Source organism: Pseudomonas sp. 1176_21, assembly GCF_052850635.1.
In genome coordinates this window covers 73,093-98,916 of record NZ_VXCV01000001.1, presented here as the reverse complement: position 1 = coordinate 98,916, position 25,824 = coordinate 73,093, and the positions used below count along the sequence as shown (strand labels likewise).

22 protein-coding genes are annotated in these 25,824 nt (G+C 66.3%); 9 read left to right on the top strand and 13 right to left on the bottom strand.

Going from position 1 to position 25,824, the window contains the following annotated elements:
* Positions 1-114 precede the first annotated feature (114 nt).
* From FW760_RS00595 to FW760_RS00580, 4 genes are all read right to left on the bottom strand, one after another.
* Entirely contained in the window at positions 115-1,740 is a 1,626-nt protein-coding gene (locus FW760_RS00595; RefSeq protein ID WP_043861104.1) for a methyl-accepting chemotaxis protein, read from the bottom strand.
* Between the two features lie 201 nt (positions 1,741-1,941).
* A complete protein-coding gene (locus FW760_RS00590) occupies positions 1,942-2,745 on the bottom strand; it encodes a putative bifunctional diguanylate cyclase/phosphodiesterase (protein WP_100632481.1) in 804 nt (267 codons plus the stop codon).
* 164 nt (positions 2,746-2,909) lie between these two features.
* Positions 2,910-4,379, bottom strand: a complete 1,470-nt coding sequence (locus tag FW760_RS00585) for a SulP family inorganic anion transporter (RefSeq protein WP_100632480.1) — start codon at positions 4,377-4,379, stop codon at positions 2,910-2,912.
* A 179-nt stretch (positions 4,380-4,558) separates the two neighbouring features.
* On the bottom strand, positions 4,559-6,322 hold the full coding sequence (locus FW760_RS00580; RefSeq protein WP_116053536.1) for a S8/S53 family peptidase: 1,764 nt from the start codon (positions 6,320-6,322) through the stop codon (positions 4,559-4,561).
* 140 nt (positions 6,323-6,462) lie between these two features.
* On the opposite strand from FW760_RS00580, the gene FW760_RS00575 reads away from it, so the two are divergent.
* The 3 genes from FW760_RS00575 (at position 6,463) to FW760_RS00565 (ending at position 10,269) form a co-directional block, all read left to right on the top strand.
* On the top strand, positions 6,463-7,740 hold the full coding sequence (locus FW760_RS00575) for a bifunctional O-acetylhomoserine aminocarboxypropyltransferase/cysteine synthase (protein ID WP_054916502.1): 1,278 nt from the start codon (positions 6,463-6,465) through the stop codon (positions 7,738-7,740).
* Between the two features lie 123 nt (positions 7,741-7,863).
* Positions 7,864-9,816 carry a DNA topoisomerase III gene (locus FW760_RS00570; RefSeq protein WP_446443483.1) on the top strand — a complete coding sequence of 651 codons (1,953 nt, stop codon included), beginning with the start codon at positions 7,864-7,866 and terminating at the stop codon, positions 9,814-9,816.
* A gap of 63 nt (positions 9,817-9,879) precedes the next feature.
* Positions 9,880-10,269, top strand: coding sequence for a VOC family protein (locus tag FW760_RS00565; protein WP_054916504.1), 390 nt, complete (start codon positions 9,880-9,882; stop codon positions 10,267-10,269).
* Positions 10,270-10,327: 58 nt separating this feature from the next.
* Here the strand turns inward: FW760_RS00565 and FW760_RS00560 are convergent, their stop codons facing one another.
* The 4 genes from FW760_RS00560 to FW760_RS00545 form a co-directional block, all read right to left on the bottom strand.
* A complete protein-coding gene (locus tag FW760_RS00560; RefSeq protein WP_043861111.1) occupies positions 10,328-11,272 on the bottom strand; it encodes a p-hydroxyphenylacetate 3-hydroxylase reductase component in 945 nt (314 codons plus the stop codon).
* A 62-nt stretch (positions 11,273-11,334) separates the two neighbouring features.
* A complete protein-coding gene (locus FW760_RS00555) occupies positions 11,335-12,504 on the bottom strand; it encodes a p-hydroxyphenylacetate 3-hydroxylase oxygenase component (protein ID WP_043861112.1) in 1,170 nt (389 codons plus the stop codon).
* Between the two features lie 206 nt (positions 12,505-12,710).
* Positions 12,711-14,123, bottom strand: coding sequence for a DOPA decarboxylase (locus FW760_RS00550; RefSeq protein ID WP_116053534.1), 1,413 nt, complete (start codon positions 14,121-14,123; stop codon positions 12,711-12,713).
* 85 nt (positions 14,124-14,208) lie between these two features.
* Complete coding sequence (locus tag FW760_RS00545; RefSeq protein ID WP_043861114.1) at positions 14,209-15,153, bottom strand: LysR family transcriptional regulator; 945 nt, start codon at positions 15,151-15,153, stop codon at positions 14,209-14,211.
* A 144-nt stretch (positions 15,154-15,297) separates the two neighbouring features.
* Here FW760_RS00545 and FW760_RS00540 point away from each other — a divergent pair, with 144 nt between their 5' ends.
* Positions 15,298-16,161: a LysR family transcriptional regulator gene (locus tag FW760_RS00540; RefSeq protein WP_116053531.1), complete on the top strand. Its 864-nt coding sequence runs from the start codon at positions 15,298-15,300 to the stop codon at positions 16,159-16,161.
* On the opposite strand, the gene FW760_RS00535 is transcribed toward FW760_RS00540, so the two are convergent.
* Positions 16,102-17,298 carry an HPP family protein gene (locus FW760_RS00535; protein ID WP_116053528.1) on the bottom strand — a complete coding sequence of 399 codons (1,197 nt, stop codon included), beginning with the start codon at positions 17,296-17,298 and terminating at the stop codon, positions 16,102-16,104. The two genes, FW760_RS00540 and FW760_RS00535, sit on opposite strands and share 60 nt — an antisense overlap.
* 267 nt (positions 17,299-17,565) lie before the next feature.
* Complete coding sequence (locus FW760_RS00530; RefSeq protein WP_043861117.1) at positions 17,566-17,853, bottom strand: hypothetical protein; 288 nt, start codon at positions 17,851-17,853, stop codon at positions 17,566-17,568.
* 269 nt (positions 17,854-18,122) lie between these two features.
* Here FW760_RS00530 and FW760_RS00525 point away from each other — a divergent pair, with 269 nt between their 5' ends.
* The 4 genes from FW760_RS00525 to ppk2 all read left to right on the top strand — a co-directional run bounded on the left by FW760_RS00525 (position 18,123) and on the right by ppk2 (position 22,929).
* The gene (locus FW760_RS00525) at positions 18,123-19,046 is read left to right on the top strand and encodes a hypothetical protein (protein WP_088514877.1); all 924 of its coding nucleotides are present in this window, start codon (positions 18,123-18,125) and stop codon (positions 19,044-19,046) included.
* A gap of 283 nt (positions 19,047-19,329) precedes the next feature.
* Positions 19,330-20,310, top strand: coding sequence for an aliphatic sulfonate ABC transporter substrate-binding protein (locus FW760_RS00520; protein ID WP_078481093.1), 981 nt, complete (start codon positions 19,330-19,332; stop codon positions 20,308-20,310).
* Between the two features lie 17 nt (positions 20,311-20,327).
* The gene (locus FW760_RS00515) at positions 20,328-21,689 is read left to right on the top strand and encodes an LLM class flavin-dependent oxidoreductase (protein ID WP_116053525.1); all 1,362 of its coding nucleotides are present in this window, start codon (positions 20,328-20,330) and stop codon (positions 21,687-21,689) included.
* Positions 21,690-21,894: 205 nt separating this feature from the next.
* Positions 21,895-22,929, top strand: coding sequence for a polyphosphate kinase 2 (gene ppk2, locus FW760_RS00510; protein ID WP_043861121.1), 1,035 nt, complete (start codon positions 21,895-21,897; stop codon positions 22,927-22,929).
* Positions 22,930-22,970: 41 nt separating this feature from the next.
* On the opposite strand, the gene FW760_RS00505 is transcribed toward ppk2, so the two are convergent.
* The 3 genes from FW760_RS00505 to FW760_RS00495 all read right to left on the bottom strand — a co-directional run bounded on the left by FW760_RS00505 (position 22,971) and on the right by FW760_RS00495 (position 25,119).
* Positions 22,971-23,156, bottom strand: coding sequence for a DUF1289 domain-containing protein (locus tag FW760_RS00505; RefSeq protein ID WP_043861122.1), 186 nt, complete (start codon positions 23,154-23,156; stop codon positions 22,971-22,973).
* Positions 23,157-23,165: 9 nt separating this feature from the next.
* Positions 23,166-23,912, bottom strand: coding sequence for an SDR family oxidoreductase (locus FW760_RS00500; protein WP_043861123.1), 747 nt, complete (start codon positions 23,910-23,912; stop codon positions 23,166-23,168).
* A gap of 70 nt (positions 23,913-23,982) precedes the next feature.
* A complete protein-coding gene (locus tag FW760_RS00495) occupies positions 23,983-25,119 on the bottom strand; it encodes a sterol desaturase family protein (RefSeq protein ID WP_043861124.1) in 1,137 nt (378 codons plus the stop codon).
* 268 nt (positions 25,120-25,387) lie between these two features.
* On the opposite strand from FW760_RS00495, the gene FW760_RS00490 reads away from it, so the two are divergent.
* The gene (locus tag FW760_RS00490) at positions 25,388-25,819 is read left to right on the top strand and encodes a DUF411 domain-containing protein (RefSeq protein WP_043861125.1); all 432 of its coding nucleotides are present in this window, start codon (positions 25,388-25,390) and stop codon (positions 25,817-25,819) included.
* The last annotated feature ends 5 nt before the right edge of the window (positions 25,820-25,824 follow it).

Sequence of the window (25,824 nt, the reverse complement as noted above, 5' to 3'; positions counted from 1 at the left end):
GCGCAGCACTATCAGGCAAGCCTTAAAAATGCGCCCCAGCACAGCCAGGGCGCTTGGCTCAGCTCGATGTACCGCCGCGAATGCGCATGCCGTGGCTGGTGCACCGGCGCGGTTTCACGTGGTGAAACGCCGGGTCAGGTCGGCCATGGCAATCGCCAGCCTGGACAGCTCGTTGCTTGCAGTGGCCGTCTGGCTGGCGCCGTCGGAGGTCTGCACCGAGTGATCGCGAATGCTCACCAGGTTGTGGTCCACCGAACGTGCCACCTGCGCCTGCTCTTCGGAAGCGGTTGCAATCAGGAAGTTGCGGTCGTTGATCTCGGTGATCGAACGGGCAATCGCATCCAGTGCGGCGCCGGCTTCCTGCGCGATCCCCAGGGTGTCCTGGGCATTGACGCGGCTTTGCGACATCGCCGTTACCGCCTGCTCGGCCCCCGCCTGGATGTCGGCGATCATGGTCTCGATTTCCTTGGTGGACTCCTGGGTGCGGTGGGCCAGTGCCCTCACCTCGTCGGCCACCACGGCGAACCCGCGCCCCTGGTCACCGGCCCTGGCAGCCTCGATGGCAGCATTGAGGGCCAGCAGGTTGGTCTGCTCGGCAATCGCGCGAATCACGTCCAGCACCTTGCTGATGTTCTGTGCCCTGTTCGCAAGGCCTTCGACTTCCCCGCTGGTGGACTCGACAATCGTTGTCAGGTTCTGGATGGCGACAACCGCCTGGGTCACCCGCTCGGAACCGGTGCGGGTCGAACTGGCGGATTGCTGGGTGACTTCCGACGCGGAGGCTGCGTTGCGCGCCACCTCTTCGACCGCAACCGTCATCTCGTTCACGGCGGTGGCGGCCTGTTCGATTTCATCGCTCTGCTGCTGCAGCCCGCGGCTCGATTCCTCGGCCACCGAATGCATCTGTTCGGCCGCTGCGGCCAACTGGTTCGACGAGTCGCCCATCAGACGAATGGTGTCACGCAGGCTGGCCTGCATGCTCGCGGTCGAGGCCATCAGGTCGGTCAGCTCGTCCTTGCCGGACATCGGCACGACACTGCGCAGGTCGCCTTCGGCAATCCGCTGGTTGATCCCCAGCACCGCCAGCAACGGTACGGTGATGCTGCGCGCAAACAGAACCCCCATCAGGATGCTCAACACCACGACCACGCTGATGATCACGATCACGGTCTTCACCGAGCTCTGATAGATGGCCTCGGACTCGATCCCCGATTGGCGGGCACCTTCGCGGTTGATGTCCATCATCTTGCCGATAACGACCTGCAGGCTGTTCGCCAGCGGCCGAGTCGTCTGGTTTAGGTACTCGGTGGCTTCGGCGGCGTGGTCGGCCTGCACCCGCTCCAGAAAGCTGTCCAGCTGCCCTATGTAGTTGGCGATCCCTGTCTTGACATCGTCGTAGGCCGCTTGTTCGTCCGGGCTGGACACCTGGTGACGATAGTCGGTGACCGCCTTGTCGAGCTCGCTGCGTGCACCGGTGATGGTCTCGATGGACATCTTCCTGATCGCTGGGTCATCGGTACTGAGGAGGCGATAGCTTTCAAGCCGCAGGCGCAGCACCAGCGCGTCGATCGCGCCTCCCTGGCGCACACTTTCCATCCAGTTCTTCTCGATTTCCAGGGCAGCGGCACGCACCCGGCCCATTTGCATGATGGAAACCACACCCAGGACAATGACCAGCACGTTCAATACGAAAAACACCAGTATTGCTCGATGGCCCAGCCTGAAATTTCTAAGCAGCATGTTCAATCCCTCATAGAAACAAGCAGAAAATCGGAGGCACCCGACTCCGCGTCGTTGCTGGTGGGGACTTTAATGAGGGCGTTTGAAATAGCCTATCAGGCAAGCCTTAAAACGGGCCTGCACACCGCCCTCCGATGATCGGCGATCGAGGTACGCCCACCCTCCGAGCGGCCAGGCGCCCTTGCGTGGCGGTGGCAGCCGCTAGTTGAACAGGCGTTGCAACTCCGTCGGCGGCAAGGGCCGACTGAGCAGGTAACCCTGCGCGTAATGGCAGCCCTGGCCCACGATGAAGTCCAGGTGGTCAGCCTCCTCGACGCCTTCGGCAACCACTTCGAAGCCCAGCTCGCACCCCAGCCCGATGATTGCACGACAGATGGCGTGCAGCTTGCCGCTCTGGGGCTGGCCGCTGACGAAGCTCCTGTCGACCTTGAGGATGCTCAATGGAAAACGCAGCAGGCAACTCAGGGCTGAGTAGCCGGTGCCAAAATCATCCAGCGCCAGCCGCACGCCCAGGCTCACCAGTTCATCGAGGCAGGCCTTGACCTGGGCACTGTCGCTGACCCACTGGCTTTCGGTGATTTCCAGGATCAGGCTCGCCGGCGGCAGCCCGCAGGCCTGCAGAACGCGCCGCACCGAGGCGGCGAAGCCGACCTGCTCCAGCTGCAGGCTGGAGACGTTGACCGAACAGTGCAGCTGCCCCTGCCCGGCCAGTTGCCAGTCGCGGACCTGTCGACAGGCGCGCTGCAGCACCCACTCGCCAACCGGTACGATCTGCCCGGTGGCTTCAAGGGTGGGGATGAATGCCAGCGGCGGCACCAGTTGCCCGGCAGATCGCCAGCGCAGCAGCGCCTCGACACCCGCGATGTAGGGGCGACCCTGATCGACGCGGTAGAGCGGTTGATAATGCAGTTCGAACTGATCCCGCTCCAGGGCCCTTCCGAGGTCCGACTGCAACGACGTACTCGCGACGGGCGTCGAGACCACGTAAAGCGCCGACTGATTCATCACTCACCCCTCCCACGCAGGCGTGCCATAGCCCATCCACCGCTTCGAAAGACTCCTCCAATCAACAGGCTTGCCGTCAGAGAACGTCACTCCCGTGACAGGCCAATGTTCAGGCACATGCCGCAGCGCGGACCATCAGCAGATCCTTAAAAATGCGCGTGGGCTCAGGCGGTGTGCTGCTCCCCCGCGCGCCTGAGCAGTTGCTTGCAGCGCTCGGTCAGGTGCACCACGCGCAGGTGCTTGCCGGCCTTGGCATAGCGCTCGCGCAGGGTCTTGATGGCAGCGATCGCCGAGTAGTCGACCACCCGCAGGTGGGCGCAGTCCAGGGTCACCTCGGCCGGGTCGTCGGCCGGGGTGAACTGGTTCAGAAAGGTGGTGACCGACGCAAAGAACAGGGTGCCGTGCACGCGGTACAGCTTGCTGCCGTCGGCGTGCACGTCGCTGTCGGCGTACAGCTCGCGGGCCTGCTGCCAGGCAAAGTTCAGGGCGGCGATGATGATGCCGAACATCACGGCAGCCGCCAGGTCGGTGAACACCGTGACCACGGTGACCGCCACGATGGTCAGCACGTCGTTCACCGGCACCTTGTGCAGCACCCGCAGCGATGCCCAGGCGAAGGTCTGCTGCGCCACCACGAACATCACCCCCACCAGTGCCGCCAGCGGAATGCGCTCGATCAGCGGCGCGAGAAACAGCACGAACATCAGGATCATCACCCCGGCCACGACGCCCGACAGCCGGCCGCGCCCGCCGGAGCCGAGGTTGATCACGGTCTGCCCGATCATCGCGCAGCCGCCCATGCCGCCGCACAGGCCCGAGACCATGTTGGCCGCGCCCAGCGCCACACATTCGCGGTCGGGGTGGCCGCGGCTCTCGGTGATTTCGTCGGTGAGGTTGAGGGTGAGCAGGGTTTCGAGCAGGCCGACCATGGCCATCAGTACTGCATATGGCGCGATGATGCGCAGGGTGTCGAGGGTCCATGGCACCTCGGGCAGGGCCAGGCCCGGCAGGCCGCCGGCAATGTGCGCCATGTCGCCCAGGGTGCGGGTGGGCAGGTCGAACAGGTACACCAGCAGGCCCACGCCGAGAATCGCCACCAGCGCCGGCGGCACGGCGCGGGTCAGGCGTGGCAGCACGTAGACGATGGCCATGGTCAGTGCCACCAGGCCGAGCATCAGGTACAGCGCATTGCCGGCAAGCCAGGCCTGGCCGGACTTGAAGTGTTCGAGCTGGGCCAGGGCAATCACGATGGCCAGGCCGTTGACGAAGCCGAGCATCACCGGGTACGGCACCAGACGCACCAGCTTGCCCAGGCGCAGCAGGCCGAACAGCAGCATCACCAGCCCGCCCAGCAGCACCGTGGCCAGCAGGTATTGCACGCCGTGCTGCACCACCAGCGCGACGATCACCACCGCCATCGAGCCGGCGGCGCCGGAAACCATGCCCGGGCGCCCACCGAACAGTGCGGTCAGGGTGCAGATGATGAAGGCGCCGTACAGGCCCAACAGCGGGTTCAGGTGCGCAACCAGGGCGAAGGCGATGCACTCGGGCACCAGGGCGAAGGCGGTGGTGAGGCCGGCGAGCACGTCGGCGCGCACGGGGGCGAGTCGGAAGGGTTTGCGTGTGGGCTGCATCGGGGTTCCAATCGGCAGGGCATCGCCTGCGGGGGTGACAGGGTATCGAGGGGGTGCAAAAGGTTGGCTAGCTTACCTCAAACACAAACGGCGTCGCAGCCATCGCGGGGCAAGCCCGCTCCCACAGGACTGTGCAGAGCCTGTGGGAGCGGGCTTGACCCGCGATGAAGGCGACACCCTCATCGCACCCGGTCGCGGCTCTGCACCGCCAGGTCCAGGGCCTTGTGCATGTCCAGCCGCGCCGAGCGGCCGACGTCCTTGTCATTGAGCTGGTAGTTGCGCTCGGACGGCAGGATCGGCGCGGTCAGGTCTTCGGCGTCCATGGGCTCGAAGTCGCCCTCGCCGCCCAGGGTCATGGCGCTGCGGCGCAGCAACAGGCGCAGTTGCTCGGGCTGCAGGCGCGGGTTGATCGAGAGCATGGCCGCCACCACCCCGGCCACCATCGGCGTGGCATAGGAGGTACCGCAGTGCACCTCGCCGCGCTGGTCGGCCTGCGCAGTGGACGCCTGCACGCAGGCGGCGGCGGTGATGTCCACGCGCGCATCGATGTTGGAGGCGGCGCGCTTGACCACATAGGCCGGATCATCCACCGCCACCGGGCGCTCGCTGCGCTGGTGCCCGCCCACCACCAGCAACTGCTCGGTGACGAACGAGGACGGCAGGCGGTACTCGTCGGTACCCGAGTACGACGCGCCATTGCCCGCCGAGTTGATCACCACCACGTCCGGGTGCTCCTTGCGCAGCCACAGGAAGAACTCCTCCAGCAGCTCTTCATAGCCGCTCATGGCCAGGCCCGAGCGCACCAGCGAGTCGACCTCGTCGCCCTCGACGTTCTTCGCCCCCACCCGGTGGATGCCCCAGCTCCAGTTCAGCACCCGCACGCCGTCCTCCACCAGGTTGACCGAGGCGGCGATGTTGGCGGTGATGCCGGCGTCGGAATTGCGCTCCACGATCACCTCGAAGCCGGGGCTGGCCGGGTCGAGCCCGCGCAGAAAACCGGTATTGCCGCCCTGCTCCCAGCGCGCGGCGAGCACCCCGGCCACCGTGCTGCCATGCCCGTCGGGCTTGTCGGCGTCACGCGCGTACAGGCAGGTGCGTGGTCGCTCGCCGCGGCACGGGCCCAGGTAATCGGCGAAATCGGGGGCGTCGAAATCCACGTCGCGCTCGATCACGCCGATGCGAACCGGGCTGACCGGTACCGCCGCATCGCGGGCAGGGATGCGCCGCTGGTAGAAGTTGACCGCGTCCATGAAACGGTTGGCGGCCCACTCCTCGCCGCCGGGCCGGGCCTGCGCATCTGCGGGTTCGCGCTCCTCGCCCTTTTCCGGCGCGGACTCCTCGATCACCACGGCGTCCACGCTGACCTCGCTGCCCAGGCGCAGCACCATGGCATCGCGCTGCACCAGGTCACTGACCGGCAGGCGCAGCTGGTAGACGTTCAGCGGCGCGATCGCCCCCACCACCTTGGCGCCGTACTTGTCGGCCAGGCGCCGGGCCTCCTGCAGGCCGTCGTGGCGCTCTTCGATCAGCAGGCTGACCAGGTCGACATAGGTGGTCAGGCCGTCCATGTTCTTCGCCACCTCGCCCGGCCCGGCGGGCACCACATGGCTGGCCTTGAGCGACAGCCACACCGGGTTGCTGGCCTGGCCGCCCGCGTCCTGCAGCCACAACGGGCCGCTGTCCAACCGCGCCGTATCGAGGTTCAGGCGCAGCGTATCGCCATCGCGGGTGACACGGGCGGCGGGCAGCACGTGCCCGTCCAGATGCACCCCGGGCGTGCCCTGCGCCAGGCCGCGGGTGCTCAAGCACCACTGCTGCTGCACCGCGCTCAGCACATCGCCACAGCGCTGCAGGCCGGTGATGCGCAAGGGCTCGGCGGCGATGGCCAGGGTGCTGGCCAGGGCCAGCAGGGCGAAACCGGGTGCAATCAGGTGGGGCAGCATGGGCGACTCCGTTGCAGGGTGGCAGGCAATGACCATCCGACCGGCTGGCGCAGGTCATCGTTCAGCGGGGCAAGGCTTGACCCCGCGTTTGCGCGCCGCGCATGCTTCGGCCTCCACGACTTTCAAGGAACGACTGCATCATGAAGCTGGAAACCTTGGCGATCCATGCGGGCTTCAGCCCCGATCCGACCACCAAAGCGGTTGCGGTGCCGATCTACCAGACCACCTCGTTCGCCTTCGATGACACCCAGCATGGTGCCGACCTGTTCGACCTCAAGGTGGCCGGCAACATCTACAGCCGCATCATGAACCCCACCAACGATGTGCTGGAACAGCGCATGGCCGCGCTGGAAGGCGGCGTGGGCGCACTGGCGGTGGCCTCGGGCATGGCGGCGATCACCTACGCCATCCAGACCGTGGCAGAGGCCGGCGACAACATCGTCTCGGTGGCCAAGCTGTATGGCGGCACCTACAACCTGCTGGCCCATACCCTGCCGCGCTTCGGCATCCAGACCCGCTTCGCCGCCCATGACGACATCGCCGCCCTCGAGGCGCTGATCGACGACAAGACCAAGGCGGTGTTCTGCGAGTCGATCGGCAACCCGGCCGGCAACATCGTCGACCTGCGCGCGCTGGCCGATGCCGCGCACCGCCATGGCGTGCCGCTGATCGTCGACAACACCGTGGCCACGCCGATCCTGTGCCGCCCGTTCGAGCACGGCGCCGACGTGGTGGTGCACTCGCTGACCAAGTACATCGGCGGCCACGGCACCAGCATCGGCGGCATCGTGATCGACTCGGGCAACTTCCCGTGGGCCGACCACAAGCAGCGCTTCGCCCTGCTCAACACCCCCGACCCGTCCTACCACGGCGTGACCTACACCGAGGCCTTCGGCCCGGCGGCGTTCATCGGGCGCTGCCGCGTGGTGCCGCTGCGCAACACCGGCGCGGCGCTGTCGCCGTTCAACGCCTTCCTGATCCTGCAGGGGCTGGAGACCCTGGCCCTGCGCATGGAGCGTCACACCGAGAACGCCCTGAAGGTGGCCCACTACCTCCAGGGTCACGAGCAGGTGGCGTGGGTCAAGTACGCCGGCCTGCCGGACCACCCCGAGCACGCGCTGGCGCTGCGCTACACCGAGGGCAAGCCGGCGTCGATCCTGTCGTTCGGGATCAAGGGCGGCCAGGAGGCCGGTGCACGCTTCATCGACGCACTCAAGCTGGTGGTGCGCCTGGTGAACATCGGCGATGCCAAGTCGCTGGCCTGCCACCCGGCCTCCACCACCCATCGCCAGTTGAACGACGAAGAGCTGGAAAAGGCCGGCGTGCCGCGTGACATGGTGCGCCTGTCGATCGGCATCGAACACAGCGACGACATCCTGGCCGACCTGGCCCAGGCACTGGAAGCGTCGCGCGGCTGAGGCATCGGCGGGCAGGCAAGCGCTACACATTCATCTGTATATCCATACAGATAAACCTTGCCTGCATCGCCAATCCTGCGCATTCTAGGGCCCATCACAGCCCGACCAAGAGCTCACCCGGCCATGCGCCTGTACCTCTGCGAAAAACCCTCCCAGGCCAAGGACATCGCCAAGGTCCTTGGCGCCAGCCGCCGCGGCGACGGTTGCTGGGTCGGCACGGGCGTCACGGTGACCTGGTGCATCGGCCACCTGCTCGAAACCGCCCCGCCCGACGCCTACGATGCCCGTTACAAGCGCTGGTCGCTGGCCGACCTGCCGATCATCCCGGCGCAATGGAAAATGCTGGTAAAACCCAGGACGGCCGCGCAGTTCAAGGCGGTCAAGCGCCTGCTCGGCGAGGCGGCCGAACTGGTGATTGCCACCGACGCCGACCGCGAGGGCGAAATGATCGCCCGCGAGCTGGTGGAGCACTGCCGCTATCGCGGGCCGATCCAGCGCCTGTGGCTGTCGGCGCTGGACGACGCCTCGATCCGCAAGGCCCTGGCCGCCCTCAGGCCCGGCGCCGCCACCTTCAACCTGTACCACTCGGCCCTGGGCCGCTCGCGTGCCGACTGGCTGATCGGCATGAACATGAGCCGGCTGTTCACCCTGCTCGGCCGCCAGTCCGGCTATCAGGGCGTGTTGCCGGTGGGCCGGGTGCAAACCCCGACACTGCGCCTGGTGGTGGACCGCGACCGCAGCATCGCCGATTTCGTGCCGGTGCCGTTCTGGGCCATCGATGTGCAGTTGCGCAGCGCCGGCGAGGTGTTCAATGCCCAGTGGCGTGCGCCCGACGAGCTGTGCGACGACCAGGGCCGCTGCCTGAACCAGGCGTTCGCGCAGCAGGCGGCTGCGGCCATCCAGGCGGCGCCCACGGCGCGCCTTTTGACGCTGACCACCGAGCGCGTGCGCGAGGCAGCGCCGCTGCCCTTCGACCTGGGCACCCTGCAGGAGCTGTGCTCGAAGAAATTCGGCCTGGGCGCCCAGGAAACCCTCGACATCGCCCAGGCGCTGTACGAAACCCACAAGGTCATCACCTACCCGCGCAGCGACTGTGGCTACCTGCCCCTGAGCCAGCACGCCGAGGCGCCGGCGATTCTTGCCGCGCTGGGGCGCGCCGACCCGAGCCTGGCGCCCTTGCAGCCGCACCTGCAGGCGCAACGCCGCTCACGCGCGTGGAACGACGCCAAGGTCAGCGCCCACCACGGCATCATCCCCACCGCCGCCGCGCTCGACCCGGCGCGCCTGCCGCCCAAGCACAAGTCGGTGTACGTGCTGATTCGTGCCCGCTACCTGGCGCAGTTTCTGCCCAACCATGAATACGACCGCACCCAGGCCGACTTCGATTGCGCCGGGCAGGCGCTGCGTGCGGTGGGCAAGCAGATCGTCGAGCCGGGCTGGCGGCGCGCGCTGCCCGAAGCCCTGACCCCGCCCAAGGGCCGCGAGGCGCCGGTGGCGCAAGTGCTGCCGGCATTGCACGAGGGTCAGCTGTGCGAGGTGGCCGGGATCAACCTCAAGGACCTGTGGACCCAACCGCCCAAGCCCTTCACCGAAGGCGACCTGATCAAGGCGATGAAGAACGTCGCCAAGCTGGTGGACGACCCGCGCCTTAAACAGAAGCTCAAGGACACCACCGGCATCGGCACCGAAGCGACCCGCGCCGGGATCATCCAGGGCCTGCTCGACCGGGGCTACCTGGTCAAGCAGGGCAAGGCGCTGTCGGCCACGCCGGCGGCGTTCAGCCTGATCGACGCGGTGCCAAGGGCGATTGCCGACCCTGGCACCACGGCGATCTGGGAGCAGGCGCTGGACATGGTGCAGAGCGGCGAAATGAGCCTGGAAGCGTTCGTGGCCAAGCAGTCGGCGTGGATGAGCAAGCAGGTGGAGCGCTGCTCGGGCATGAGCCTGCGCATTTCAGGGCCGCCGGTGCCGGCCGGGCGCGGCGGCGCGCCGTGGAAGAAGAAGAAGAAGCGCAAGAGCAGCGCCACGGCCGGCAAGCGACCCCGTGCCACCAAAGCGAAAAAAACCGGGGCTTAGGCCCATGCCGGCTGCTTCGCCGGCAAGGCCAGCCCCTACAGAAACCACCGACAAGGAATGTGTATGAAACTGGGCTACACCATCGTTTATGTACCCGATGTCGAGGCATCGTTGAGCTTCTTCGAGAATGCCTTCGGCCTCAAGCGTCGTTTTCTGCATGAGTCCGGCGATTACGGCGAGCTGGACACCGGGCCAACCACCCTGGCCTTCGCGTCGCTGGAACTGGGCGAGTCGAATTTTCCGGAAGGTTTCGTTGCCGCCAGCAACAGCCACAAGCCCCTGGGCATGGAGATCGCGCTGGTGACCGAGAAGGTCGCGGCGGCCCACGCCAATGCCCTGGTCAACGGCGCCGAGGAAATCAGGGCGCCGCAGAGCAAGCCCTGGGGCCAGACGGTTTCCTACTTGCGCTGCCCGGCCGGGGTGCTGGTGGAGCTGTGCTCGCCGATGGGTTGAAAGCGCTTGGCCAGCAAGGCTGGCGCCTACAGGGGCCGTCCTTGGCAAAGCCTTTGGCTCACGCGCGAATCACTGCCTTGAGCACCGTCTTGAACGTCTCGATCTGCTCGTCGCTGAACGCGGCAAACACCGTGTCCTGCTGCTCGCGCGCAATCGTCCACAGGGCCTCGGTCTGGTCGATGCCGGCCACGCTCAGGCGCACATGCCCGGCCGCCTCGCTGTCGCACACCAGCCCCTTGCGCTTGAGGTTGGCCACCGCCTCGTCGATCTCTCGCGCCGGCATCGCCACCTCGCGCTGCAGGTCGGCCAGGTTCAACCCCGCATCGTTCTCCAGCACCATCAGCATGCGCGCCTCGCTGGTGCGCAAGCCACTGGACAGCTGGCGCGGCTGGTAGCTGGCTTGGTAGGCACGCAGCGCCTGGGTCATCAGGTAGTACAGGTTGTGGCTCAGGCGCCCCTGAAAATGGCTGCTGGGGGCCTGCCCCTCTTCGCGTCGGGTCATGCGGGTGTGCGGCAGCACCATCGAGTACGCACCCTGGTGGTAGAGCAACGGCGAACGCCCGCCATCGTCGAACGCTACCACCTTGCCCAGCATGATCCAGTGGTCACCGCCGTCGAGCAGCTGATGGCGTTCGCACTGGAAGCACGCGGCGCAATCGGCCAGCAGCGGTGCGCCCCCCTCGCCCGCCCGGTGCTCGATGCCGGCAAAGCGGTCCTCCCGTGGCTTGGCGAAGTTATTCGACAGCTCGATCTGGTCGGCGGCCAGGATATTCACCGCAAAGTGGCTGGCGGCTTCGAACACCGCGAGGCTGCTGGAGCGCTTGTCCAGGCTCCAGAGGATCAGCGGCGGGTCCAGCGAGACCGAATTGAAGCTGTTGGCCGTGACCCCGACCTTGTTGCCCGCGGCATCGGCGGCGGTGACCACGGTGACGCCGGTGGCGAAGTTGCCCAGGGCGCGGCGGAACGCGCGGCTGTCGAAGGCCACGGCAGGTTCAGTAGACATGCAAGACTCCCCGGCTGCCGCCAGGGCAGCCGTACGTTGTTGTTATGGGCAGGGCGCGGTGTTCACACCATGCTCGGGTCGGGCTCCAGGCCCATCAGCTCGCGACCGAGAATCTGCGCGCAGACGTCGTAGTCGGTGTAGGCATGGGCGCCGGTCATGTGCGAGTCGCGCCACAGGCGCTGCATCTCGTTGGCCTCGAACCAGGCGGTGCCGCCTGCGGCTTCGAACAGGCGATCCACGGCCTGGATGCACATCTTCACCGCGTAGCCCTGGTTGGTGCGCCAGAACGCCAGGGTCTCGCGGCTGGGGTACTGGTGGCGGGCGCTGTGGTCGGCGTGCTCCTGCCAGGTTTTTTCGAGAAAAGCCCGCGCGGCTGCCACCTGGTGGGTGGACTCGGCCAGGCGCATCAATGCGGGGGTGGCTGCGCCAACCGCGGCGCCGGTGTAGGCGCGCACGCGGTTGGCGGTCTTCTCGCGGAAGGCCTGGAGCATGCGCTCGGCCACCCCCAGGCTGACCGTGGAAAAGCCACTGGCGAAATACGGCCGATACGGCGAATAGAATACCTTGCTGTCCGGGTACAGGCCGAAGCCGGCGGACTTGCCTTCCATCATGTCCTTGGCTTTCTGGATGCGGTACTCGGGCACGAAGGCCTTGTCGATGAGCAGGGTCTTGGTGCCGCTGCCCTTCATGCCCGCAGCGTGCCAGTCGTCGCGGATCACGTAGTCGCTGCGCGGCAGCACGGCGAAGCAGTAGTCCTGGGTGCCTTCGGCGTTGGCGCGGCGACAGCCGACGATGGCCCATTCGGCATGGTCGCTGCCGCTGCTCCAGCCCATCTCGCCGCTGAACAGCAGGCCGCCCTCGACCTCCTCGATACGCCCGAACGGCGCGATGCTGCTGCTGGCAGTGGCGTCGCGATCGGTGCCCCAGATCTCTTCCTGCAACCGGGCCGGGAACATCGCCAGCTGGTGGCTGTGGGTGCACAGCAGGCTCATGGCCCAGGCGGTACTGGCACAGGCACCGGCCAGCGCGGCGATGCAGTCGGCGAATTCGGGCAGGGAAATTTCCAGGCCGCCATACAGCTTGGGCTGGAAAGCGCGGTGCAGGCCGATGCCCTTGAGCAGCGCGATGTTTTCGGCGGGTACCTGGCGATCCTGCTCGGCACGGGCGGCGTTGGCGGCGATGGTCGGCAACAGTGGCTTGAGGTCTTCAAGCAGCGGGTTTGGCTTTTTCATGGAGGGCCCTGCTTATTATTGGATGTCCGGGCCGGGCTGCGAGGTGGGCAGCTGGCGGCGGATGCAGGGCCAGTATGGGATGGGTGTGACGGGGGGAAAATGCACCTTCCAGAGGCAAGGTTGTACTTTTCATGGGCCTCTTCGCCGGCAAGGCCGGCGCCTACTATCGGTAGGAGCCGGCCTTGCCAGCGAAGGGGCCGCAGGGATCAGCCCTTGACCACCTGCTGCAACCCCTCCCACAGCCTTGCCACATGCTCGCGCTCGGTGGGCAACGCGCCCACCGACACCCGCACCATCCACTGCCCGTTCAACGTCGCCGGGGTCACATACGCCGCGCCCGAGGCATTGAGCCGGTCGGCCCAGGCGCGGGTGTGGCGGTCCAGTGCCTCGCCTTCCAGCCCGCCAGGCTGGTGACGAATGCACAGGGTCTGCAACTGCACCGGCGCCAGCACCTCCCAGCCCGGCGCCGCACCTACCTGCTGTTCAAGCCAGCGAGCATTGCCCAGGTCGCGGCGCAGGCGTTGCTGCAAGCCTTCCACGCCTTCACTGCGCAACATGAACCACAGCTTCAACGCACGGAACCTGCGCCCCAGCGGGATGCCCCAGTCGCGCAGGTTCTTCACTTCGCCATCGACCGCCGACTGCAGGTAGCTGGGGTTGGTGCTCATCACACGGATCAGGTGCTGCGGGTCACGTACGAAATACAGCGAGCAGTCGAACGCCACCCCCAGCCATTTGTGCGCATTGACCACGATGGAGTCGGCCTGCTCGATGCCGGTCCACATCCAGCGGCATTCGGGCAGAATCATCGCCGAACCGGCCATGGCCGAGTCCACATGCAGCCACAGGCCATGGGCGCGGGCGATGCGGCCGATCGGTTCGAGCGGGTCGAGGGCGGTGGTGGCCGTGGTGCCGGTGGTGGCGACCACCGCGCACGGTTGCAGCCCTGCGGCAAGGTCCTGCTCGATGGCCGCTGCCAGCGCTTCAGGGCGCATGGCGAAGGCTTCGTCGACTTCGATGTAGCGGATGTTGTGCTTGCCGAAGCCGGCCAGCAGCGCGGCCTTGTCTACCGAGCTGTGGGCCTGGGCGCTGGTGTAGATCATCAGCGGCCGGGCCTGCGCTTGCAGGCCACCCTTGACCAGCGCGTAGTCGCTGGCGCGCTCGCGGGCGCAGATCAGCGCCACCAGCGTGCTGCTGGAGGCGGTGTCCTGGATCACCCCGCTCCAGGCACCGGACAGGCCGATCATCTGGCGCAGCCAGTCGACCGTGGTTTCCTCCAGCTCGCTCAGCGCCGGGCTCGACTGCCACGACAGGCCGAGCACGCCCAGGCCGGTGCTGAGAAAGTCGCCCAGCACCGAAGACAGCGTGCCGTTGGAGGGGAAGTAGCCGAAGAAGTCCGGGTGCTGCCAGTGCGACAGGCCGGGCATCACCAGCTGGTCCACGTCGGCGAGGATCTGCTCGAAAGGCTCGCCCTGCTGCGGCGCGGCCTGGGGCAAGGCATTCTTCAGGTAGCCCGGCTCGACCTGGGCCGTGACCGGCAGGCTTGCGACATTGGCACGGTAATCGGCGATGCGGTCGATCAGTTGGTGACCTTGCTGGCGAAATTCTTCTGGGCTCACGCGCTGGCTCCTGTGGGGGTGATTGCAGTGCCAGCGAGTCTAGGCGCTGGCTGGCCGCTGAAACACGCCGCGCCGCGCATAGCTGCTATGGCGAATCCACATAGCTGCCGGTGACGCCGAACTGCGACTGCTGCCACAGCTCGAACACCTGCGCACGAAACCAGCGGTGCTCGGCCGAAGCCTGCAGGCGCTGGTGCCACACCACCCAGTAGCGCTGGGTGTGTTCGACGAACGCCAGCGGGCACCACACCACGGGGTGCAGGCGGCTGAGCTGACGGGCGATGTGTTCGGGCACGGTGACCAGTGTCTGGCTGGCGCACACCACCTGCACCGCCGCCGAGAAGAACGGCACCTGCAGGGTGATGCGCCGGGCAAGGCCCTGGCCGCGCAGGTGGCGGTCGATGAAGCTGTCCTTGTCGCCGCCGCCACAGATGCGCACGTGCCCCCAGGCCAGGTAGTCATCCTGGCTCAGCTCGGCGTGCCGGGCCAGCGGGTGTTCGCGGTGCATCAGGCACACCGCGCGATCCTCGCCGAGCATGCGCCCGTGCAGGTTGGCCGGGGCGCTGTCGAACAGCGTGGTGGCCAGGTCGATTTCACCGCTGGCCAGGCGTTCGAACTGGTCCGGCGACCAGCTGCGGTAGTCGATCGACACCCCCGGTGCCTGCTCGGCCAGGCGGCTGACCAGCAACGGCAGCATGTGTTCGGCGATGTAGTCGGAGGCGGCCAGACAGAAGCGCCGCTCGCAGCGCTGCGGGCTGAAGGCCTCGGGTTGGCGCAGGGCGTCGAGCTCGCCCAGTACCTGGCGCAGGGGCAGCACCAGCGCCTGGGCCCGTTCGCTGAGTACATAGCCGCGGCCCTGGCGAACCAGCAGCGGGTCGTCGAAGGCTTCGCGCATGTGCGCCAGCTGGCGGCTGAGCACCGACTGGCTGCTGCCCAGGCGCTCGGCGGCATGGCTGAGGTTCTTGAGCTGCAACAGCGTGTCGAGGGTACGCAGGTGCGCAAGGCTCAACGAGGCGAAGGTGGGGTTCAAGGCGCGCTCCGGCGGTGTAGTCGCCCTAGGCTAAGGGGTTTTGTGCCTGACGCAAAATCCGTTGCGTGGCCTTCGCCGGCAAGGCCGGCTCCTACAAGGGTACTGAAAGCTCTAGACTGTGCGCTGGTAGAACACGAGGCCCCCATGGATATCGACCTGGCGCGTACCTTCATCGAAATCGTGCGCAGCGGCAGCCTGGTGGCCGCCGCAGAGCACCTGCACGTGACTCAGACCGCGATCAGCGCACGGGTGCAGAAGCTCGAGCAGTTGCTCGGCTGCCAATTGTTCGTGCGCAGCCGCAACGGCGCCAGCCTGACCGCCGACGGCAAGGGCTTCGTGGCCTACGCCAACCAGCTGGTGCACACCTGGGAGGCGGCGCGGCGCGACCTGCCGTTGCCCGCCGGCGGCTACCAGGTGCTGCACATCGGCGGCGAGGTCAGCCTGTGCAACCCGCTGCTGCTGGACTGGGTTCGCGTACTGCATCAGGAGGTGCCCAGCCATGCCATCCGCAGCGAGGTGGGCGACAGCGACACGCTGCTGCGCAAACTGGACATGGGCCTGCTGGATGCAGCGCTGGTGTACCAGCCGGGGTACGGCCCGGGGGTGCAGGTGGAGCAACTGCTGGAAGAGAAGCTGGTGTGCGTGCGCCGTGCCGGCCAGCCCGAGCCGTATATCTACATCGACTGGGGCGAGGCGTTCCGCCGCCAGCATGACGCAGCGCTGCCCGAGCACGCGCGCCCTGCCTTGAGCTTCAACCTCGGCCCGATGGCCTTGCAGTACATCCTCGAACACGGCGGCAGCGGCTACTTTCGCGCCCGCGTTGTGCAGAGCTACCTGGACTGCGGCGTGCTCGAACGGGTGCCGCAGGCGCCGGAGTTCACCTACCCGACCTACCTGGTGTACGCCCGCGAGCGCGACTCGGCAGCGCTGCAACAGGCGTTTGGCCTGTTACGCGGCGTGGTCGCGGGGGACAGTGACTGGTCCCAGCGCTGGGACCCGCTGATCTAGACCGGCCTGCTCGCGCTGCAGCAGTTGCTGGTGCAGCGCGCCGATCAGGTCGGTCTGGGTGACCACCCCGACCAGTTGCCCGGCTTCGAGCACCGGCAGGCAATGCAGGCCCTGGTCGCACAGCAGCGGGATCAGGGCCACCGCCGGTTCGTCGCTGTTCACGCTGCGTACCGGTTTGGTCATGACCTGTTCCAGGCGCACCGGGCGACGCCGGCCGAACAGCGCGCGCCAGCTGAAACGGCGTGCGGCCATTGCCGAATCGAGCAGGTCGCCGACGCTGACGATACCCACCAGCTGGCGCGCCTCGTCGAGCACGGGGAGGATCTTCAGGCGATGCTCGCCCAGCATCTTGAAGGCTTGCTCAAGCGTGGTGTCCGGGCTGGCGGACTGCACGTCGCGCGACATCACCCGGGCAGCCGTCATGCCGCCCAGGCTGCGCTGCAAGGCATGGCGCTCGGTGGCCAGGATGATGCGCTCCAGGTCATCACGGGTCACGTCGACGAACTCGCCCAGTTCATTCAATGCGCGGTCCAGGTCGCCGGCACTCACCCCTACCCGCTCGCTCACGGGCGCATCCTGGGTACGGTGCAGGTCGGGCCGCGGGGCGACGATCTTGGGGTAGCGCACGCCGGTCAGGCGGTTGTACACCACTGCCACCAGCAGCAGGCACAGGGCATTGAGCAGCACCGGCTCGACCACCTTGGCGCCCAGGCTCGCCAGCGACGGGTCGGCCATCGCCAGGCTGACCGCCAGTGCCGCGCCCGGCGGGTGCAGGCAGCGCAGCAGGCACATCAGCAGCACCACCAGCACCAGCGCCATGCACACCACCACCAGGCTTGCGCCCAGCCAGTGGTGCAGCACCAGGCCTACCAGCATCGCGCAGCTGTAGCTGCCCAGCAGCGGCCAGGGCTGCGACAGTGCGCCCGAGGACACCCCGAACAGCAGCACCGCCGACGCAGCCAGCGGGGCCATCAGGTGCAGGGTGACGGCGTTGCCGAACAGCACGCTGCACAGCCCGCCGGCCACCAGCAGGCCGAGCACGGCACCAAGGCCGGCCCGCAGCCACTCTTTGGGCGGGATATGCAACGCGGCGGGGATGAAGCGATCGAGCCAGTTGTTCAGACGGCGGGTGGGCATGCGACGACCTGGTACCTGTTGAAATAAAAGAAGCCCGCCCAAGACGAGGGGGCTTTGTATCGCGAGGGGGCAATACGCAAAGGGCTCCGTCCCTGGAGATGGAAATCCGGGGGTTCGGATGCGCGCAGTCTGAACAAAAGCGGGGATGGGCTCCAACGCAAAAAAATGCAGCTTGAGTGCAATTATTTTGCTGGATGAGCCGGCGGGAGGGTTATGGCAGGAACGCAAGGCTGCGCTCCTGCCGCTGACCGGGCCTGAACGGCCGAATCAGCCAAGCAGTGCCGGGTCGATGCCATCGCAGTCGAAGGCGATGTAGCCACCCACTTCATCGGCCCTGCCATCGGTGATCTCGCCGTGATAGGACAGGCCGTTGCTCAGGGTGACGCAGATGTGGGTGGGGTCCTGCGGGGCGTCCAGCTTGCCGTTGAACTCGACCGTGAAGCGGGTTTCGCCATCGACCTTCAACCCGATCAACACATTGGCATTGTCCACGGCCTCGGTCTCCTTGCCTGCGTATTCGGCGCTGACGGTCACGGTGGCGGTGTCTTGATACATGCTAGAGCTCCAACGGCAGGAATGCGTGACGCCCACTGGCGCCAACCGGCGGCTAGGGTAAGCCACCAGGCGGGGTGTGGGGAATCCCCGTCGGGCGCAAGGTTGCAATTTGCATGAGGCAAAACGGGCACTCATGCAGGCTGCATGGCCTTAGGACGGTTCGGTTTTACAACTGATTGATTTTGAAAGGATAAATATTTCGTAGCATTTGGCACAGCAACTGCTCTACAGGAGGGGGAAGACCCATTTTCATGACTGGAGCACCAACAATGATTACAAGTGCCGATACCTACGCCGTCCCCGCGGGGGACACCTCCAGCCACTCAGGGGTGTCCTGGGCGGCCATCTTCGCCGGTGCCACCGGTGCCGCCGCACTGTCGCTGATCCTTATCGTGCTGGGCTTCGGCCTGGGGTTCTCGGCTGTCTCGCCGTGGCCGGGTGATGGCGCCACGGCCAAGCAACTGGGTATTTCGAGCATCGTGTGGCTGGCGCTGACGCAGATCATTGCCTCGGGCCTGGGCGGCTACATCGCCGGGCGGCTGCGGGTCAAATGGGCCAACCTGCATGGCGATGAAGTGTATTTCCGCGATACCGCCCACGGTTTCCTGGCCTGGGCCTTTGCCACGCTGGTAACTGCGGTGCTGGTGGTGGGTTCGGTGAGCTCGGTGGTGAGCGGCGGCGTCCAGGCCGGCGCGATGGCGGCCTCTGGCGTGGCTGCGGCCGGTGCCGGCGCGGCTGCCAACAGCAGCAAGGCGAGCAATGACGATTCGGCCTACTTCATCGACATGTTGTTCCGTGACGAACGCCCGGTGGCGGTCACCGATGACGCGGCCCACGGCATTGCCGCGCGCATCTTCGTGCGTGGCCTGGCCGACGGCCAGCTGAACGCCGAAGACCGTACCTACCTGGCCAACGTGATTGCCCAGCGCACCCAGATCAGCCAGGCAGAAGCCGAACAGCGCATCGACACCGTGTTCGCCGAAGCCCGCCAGGCCATCGAAGAGGCCAAGCAACTGGCCGACGCCGCACGCAAGGCCGCTGCCGCCTCTGCGTTGTGGATGTTCGTGGCCCTGCTGTGCGGCGCGTTCTTCGCCAGCCTGTTCGCCATCTGGGGTGGCCGTCGCCGTGATGCCGCCGTGTTCCTGACGGCCGACCCGGTGCGCGTCGACCCCACCACTGCCCGTACCCTCTGACAGGAGATTCACCATGCGCTCGATACTGCTGTTCTTCCTCGGTGTGCCTATCCCGATCATCATTCTGATCGCCTTGTTCATGCATTGATGCACACACAAAGCCCCCGACCCGTCGGGGGCTTTTTTGTGGGCGACTGGCACGGTCGATAAATTCAAAAAGGATATAAAAATAACTATTTGTTCTAACTAAAAGTAATAAAAAAATTGCACTCCGCGGGCGTCAGCCTTTACTTTCAGGCCCTACCAGAAAACACCTGACGAACCCGCCTGCGGAGCCCTCACCATGTCCAACAAACCTCCTTCGACCCTGCGCCGCCTGCTGCTTGGCGGTGCCTTTGCCGCGCTCGCCAGCCTGGTACTGCCTGGCCCGGCCGCCTACGCCGAGCCAACCAAGAACCTGCGTATCGGCTACCAGAAGTTCAACAGCGTCAACATTCTCAAGGGCTCCGGCGCCCTGGAAAAAGCCCTGGCACCGCAAGGCATCAAGGTCAGCTGGTACGAGTTCGCCGCCGGCCCGCAGTTGCTCGAGGCCCTGAGCACCGGCGCCATCGACCTGGGGCACGCCGCCGATGCGCCCTCGGTGTTCGCCCAGGCATCGGGCAAGTCGGTGGTGTACCTGGCCGCCGAACAGCCCTACCCGCGCGGCATCGGCATTGTGGTGCGCGAGCAGGACAAGGTCGCCGATATCGCCGCCCTCAAGGGCCAGCGCGTGGCCACCGGTCGCGGCTGGAATGCCCAGTATCTGCTGGCCGTGGCCCTGCAGGACACCGGCCTGAGCTACAAGGACATCGACCCGGCCTACGTCAACAACGCCGCCGATGCCGTGGCCGCCCTGCAATCGGGCAGCGTCAAGGCCGTGACCCTGTGGGACCCCTTCCTCGCCGCAGCGGAAAAACAACCCGGCCTCAAGACCCTGCGCGACGGCACCGGGCTGACCAACAACCGCACCTTCTACCTGTCTTCGCCAGCCTTTGCCGACGAGAACCGTGGTGTGCTCAAGACCTTCTTCACCGAGCTGGGCAAGGTCAGCAACTGGGCCAACGCAAAACCCAAGGAAGTGGCGGCCCTGCTGGCTCCGCAACTGGGTATCGGCGCCGACGTGCTGGAAGTGGCCAGCGAGCGTCGCAACTACAACGCGGTGGCCATCACCCCCGAGATCACGGCCGAACAGCAGAAGCTGGCGGACACCTTCCAGGGCCTGGGCCTGATTCCCAAGCCGCTCAAGGTCGCCGACGCCGTGTACCCCGTCTCCGTACTGCCTTGACCGCGAGCGATTCGAGCATGTCCAAGCCCATCCGTTTCAACGCCTTCAGCATGAACGCCGCCACGCACCAGTCGCCGGGGCTGTGGCGCCACCCACGCAACACCAGCAGCGATTTCAATCGCCTGAGCTACTGGACCGGGCTGGCCAGGCTGCTGGAGCGCGGACGTTTCGACGCGCTGTTCATCGCGGATGTGCTGGGCGTGTACGACGTGTACCAGGGCAGCCACGACGCAGCCCTGCGCGGCGGCGTGCAGGTACCGGTGAACGATCCGTTGCTGATCGTGCCGGCCATGGCCGGGGTCACCGAGCACCTGGGCTTCGGCATCACCTTCAGCCTCACCTATGAGCACCCGTACCCGTTCGCCCGGCGCATGTCGACCCTCGATCACCTGAGCGACGGGCGGGTGGGCTGGAACATCGTCACCGGCTACCTGGACAGCGCCGCGCGCAACCTGGGGCTGGCCCGGCAGCTGGCCCACGACGAGCGTTACGAGCTGGCCGAGGAGTACCTGCAGGTGCTCTACAAGCTGTGGGAGAAGAGCTGGGACGACGATGCGGTGGTCCGCGACCGGGCCCGCGGGGTGTTCGTGGAGCCTGCGCGGGTGCACCCGATCGGGCATGCCGGTGCGCACTTCCAGGTGCCTGGCGTGCACCTGAGCGAACCATCGCCCCAGCGCACCCCGGTGCTGTTCCAGGCCGGCGCCTCGGCACGCGGGCAGCGCTTTGCCGCTACCCATGCCGAATGCGTGTTCATCAGCGGCCCGACCCAGACGGTACTGCGCAGCTATGTGGACGGCATTCGCCAGGCCACGCGCGAGGCCGGGCGCCAGGAGAACGAGGTGCTGATATACGCGCAGGCGCTGCTGATCGTGGGTGACACGCGCGAAGCGGCCCAGGCCAGGCTGGACGAGTACCGCCAGTACGTGGATATCGAGGCGGCGCTGGCCTTGCTGTCGGGCTGGACCGGGATCGATTTTTCCAACCTGGAGCCGGATGCGCTGATCGAGTACATCGAGAACGATGCCGGGCGCACGGCGCTGGCCGCCTTTACCAGGTCGGACCCGAACCGGCGCTGGACCGTGCGCGAGGCGGCGGAGTTCGTCAGCCTGGGCGGGCGTGGCCCGGTGCTGCTGGGGTCGCCGGTGGAGATTGCCGACCAGCTGGAGCAATGGCTGGATGCCACCGGCATCGACGGCTTCAACCTCACCTACGCGGTGGTGCCGGATGACCTGCAGGCGGTGGTCGACACGGTGGTGCCGGAACTGCAGCGGCGCGGGCGCTATCGCACCGAGTATGAGGCGGGCACCTTGCGCCACAAGCTGTTCGGGCGTGGGGATCGGTTGCCGGCCGAGCATGCGGGGCGGTTGGTGCAGATCTGAGACCGTGCCGTCTGCAATCGCGGGTCAAGCCCGCTCCCACAGGTTCGACGGTTTCTGTGGGAGCGGGCTTGACCCGCGATTGCAGCACCACCGTTACCGCGTGATATATGGCCACTTGCCTCCACGCTATTGACCAGGATCAACAGATCGCAAAATCACACTCCTACACTAGATAGAGGAAATCAGAACGCAAAACAGGCCCACCATGAGCGAAGAATCCACCGTACACCCCCTGCCCCTGCCATCCGCCTCGTCCAACGACAGCAGTTCGCCGGCCACGCCCAAAGCGGCCGTCACTCGTTCGCGCCGCCCACGCGCCCCGCGCAAGCCTGCTCAGGTGATCCCTGCCGAAATCGAAATCAGTGCCATCAGCCACGAGCCTGCCGCGCTGCAGGTGGCCAGTGCGCCGCGTCGCGGCTCCAACGAAGACAGCGTGTCTGCCGCCCTGCCCGCCAATTACCCCTACCGCAACCGCATGCGCCGCGCCGAGTACGAAAAGGCCAAGCATGAGTTGCAGATAGAGCTGCTGAAGGTACAGAACTGGGTAAAAGCCACCGGCCAGCGCATCGTGGTGCTGTTCGAAGGCCGCGATGCCGCCGGCAAGGGCGGCACCATCAAGCGCTTCATGGAGCACCTGAACCCGCGTGGCGCACGTATCGTGGCCCTGGAAAAACCTTCCGACCAGGAGAAGGGCCAGTGGTACTTCCAGCGCTATATCCAGCACCTGCCCACCGCCGGTGAAATGGTCTTCTTCGACCGCTCCTGGTACAACCGCGCCGGCGTCGAGCGGGTGATGGACTTCTGCACGCCGATGCAGTACCTGGAGTTCATGCGTCAGACCCCGGAGCTTGAACGCATGCTGTGCAACAGCGGCATCCTGCTGTTCAAGTTCTGGTTCTCGGTGAACCGCGAAGAGCAACTGCGCCGGTTCATCTCGCGCCGTGACGACCCGCTCAAGCACTGGAAGCTCTCGCCCATCGACATCAAGTCGCTGGACAAGTGGGACGAGTACACCGCCGCCAAGGAGGCGATGTACTTCCACACCGATACTGCCGATGCACCGTGGACCGTGATCAAGTCGGACGACAAGAAGCGGGCGCGCCTGAACTGCATCCGCCACTTCCTGCACACGCTGGACTACCCCGACAAGGACCCGAAAGTCGCCCACCAGCCCGACCCGTTGCTGGTCGGCCGCGCCTCGCGCGGGCTGGAGGAAGAGGACCTGGTCAACACCCACTGACCACCGCTGGGGGCGCGTCAGGATGGCGCGCTACCTGCGGCCTAGCGCTTGTTTTTCTTCTTCAGGGCCTTCAGGCGCTTGGCCGCCCGCTCCACCGTGGCCATCTTCTCGGGCCGCTTCATGCGCTTCCACTGCTTGATCTCGTCCTTGCTGCGCCCGCAGCTCACGCACAGCTCGCCGCTGAGCTTGCACGCCGAAATGCACGGGTTGTCGATATCCTTGGCCATGCTGCGCGCTCAGCGCCCACCGCCCAGGTCGATGAAGCTGCCGGTGGTGTAGGAGGCCTTGTCCGACAGTAGCCACAGGATCGCTTCGGCCACTTCGGCCGCCTGCCCGCCACGGCCCATGGGGATGCCCGGTTCCAGCTTGCGGACCCGCTCGGCATCGCCGCTGAGGGCATGGAAGTCGGTGAAGATGTAGCCCGGCCGTACGCCATTGACACGCACGCCCTCGCCCGCCACTTCCTTGGCCAGGCCCAGGGTGAAGGTGTCCAGCGCGCCCTTGGAGGCGGCGTAGTCGACATACTCGTTGGGCGAACCCAACCGCGCGGCCACCGATGACACGTTGACGATGGCACCGCCCGGCCCGCCATGGCGGGTCGACATGCGTTGCAGCGCATGCCTGGCGCACAGCATCGGCCCCACCACGTTGGTTTTCATCAGCTTGAGCAGGCGAAACTCGGACATCTCTTCCACCCGGCTCTGGTGGCCGATGGTGCCGGCGTTGTTGACCAGCGCCGTGACCCGGCCCAGTTCCTTGTCGACACGCTGGAACAGCTGGATGATTTCATCCTCGACGCTGACATCGGCGCGCACCGTGATCGCCTCGGCACCCAGCGCGCGCACCTGCTCCAGCACGCGATGGGCCGAGGCGTCATCGGCAAGGTAGTTGATGCAGATGCGGTAGCCGGCCCGCGCAGCGGCCAGCGCAGTGGCCGCGCCAATGCCGCGACCGGCGCCGGTAATGATGATCACGTTGTCCATGGATACTCCTGGCCCCAATGCCGTTCACCCGGCAAGGCTAACGCAGCATGGGGCAGCGGGCAAAGGGCTATCAGGCCTTGGGCTCGGGCTTTTGCAGCGGGTACAGGTGCTGGCGCACGATGCCTTCGGGCAGGTCCTTGCCGAATACGCCGTAGCGGGTCGGCCATTCCTTGCGCGGCAGCTTGAAGGTGCCGAACAGCATGTCGACCAGGGGCAGGTGGATCGCGTAGTTCTTGTAGATGTAGTCCTTGTGCCGGGCATGGTGCCAGTGGTGGTAGCGCGGCATCACCAGCACGTAGTTCAGCCAGCCGCCGTCGATTCGCACGTTGGCATGCGCCAGCACCGCCTGCACGCCCACCAGGATCACGTAGGCATTCATCGCCTGCGGCGAGAAGCCCAGCAGGATCAGCGGTACCAGCACGCCGGTGCGGGTCAGCAGGATTTCGGCGAAATGGATGCGCGAGCCGGCCAGCCAGTCCATCGCGGTGCTGGAATGGTGCACCGCATGGAAGCGCCACATCCACGGCACCACGTGGTACAGGCGGTGCAGCCAGTACTGCCCCAGGTCGGCGACGAACACCGCCAGCACGAACTGCACCACGATCGGCAGGCTCTGCACCTTGGCCTGCAGCGTTTCGGACACCACCCAGCCGGCCAGCCAGGTGGACGAGGCGGTGACGAAGATCAGGATGAACTGCACCAGCATGTGGCTGACGAAGAAGTAGCTCAGGTCGGTACGCCACTGCGGGCGCAGGATGTTCTGCTGCGGGTCCTTGGCGTAGAGCTTTTCCAGCGGGATGAAGATGATCGCCGAAACCAGCAACGCCAGCACGAACCAGTCAAGGCCAAGGGAATACGGGGTTTGACCGATGGTTTCGGTCTGAATGTTGGTGCCGCCCAGAAACACGGCCAGGCCCGCCGCGCTGATGCCGGTGAAGCCCAGGCGCTTGCGCCGGTTGAGCAGGATGTTGAGGGTGCCCAGGCTGAACGCCAGCACCAGCCCGGCCAGCAGCAGGGTGCGGGCGAACTGCTCGCTGTAGACCTTGCGGAACTCGCCGAAGGTCAGCCACTGCGGGAACAGAAAGCACAGCACCGCCAGCAGGCTGAGCAAGCCGAGCATGGCCGACAGGTAGCCGCTGATACGCCCTTCACCGAACCGGAACGGCTCGTGCCCGTGACGCTTGAAGTAGGCCTTGAGTGCCTGCATGGGTCATGTTTCCTTGATTGACTGTGGTACTCCATCACCGATGGTCGCCCTGACCAGGCACGACGCCATCGTTTGGGGTTAGAGGAGCGAGTGCTCCCACAGGTCACGCAGGCAGTGTCCTACCTTACAAATCTGTAATGCAGCGCTCAGTCTGGCGACAGCTTCACCCGGCTATGCTCCAGCCATGAGCCCGGTTACCCTGTTGCACTGACCGACCACCGATCATTCGAGACGCGGGTTGCCCTGGCGGCGGCCCCGGAGATCCACGATGCTGAAAAAGAATTTCGTTGCCTTCGGCCTGCTGGCCATGAGTGCGCTGGCCCAGGCCGGCCAGACCATCGATGTGTACCGCGACCCCAACTGCGGTTGCTGCAAGGAATGGATCAGCCACCTGCGCGACAACGGCTTTAGCGTGAATGACCATGTGGAGCCGAACATGAGTGCAGTCAAGCAGCGCCTGGGCGTGGCGCCGCGCCTGGCGTCGTGCCACACCGGGGTGATCGACGGCAAGTTCGTCGAGGGCCATGTGCCGGCCGAGCAGATCCAGCTGCTGGCCAAGCGTCCCGACCTGCGCGGCCTGGCCGTGCCGGGCATGCCGATGGGCTCGCCAGGCATGGAGATGGGCGATCACAAGGATGCCTACCAGGTCATCGGCCTGACCCGCGACGGCACCGACGAAGTGGTCGCCAACTACCCGTGAGCACG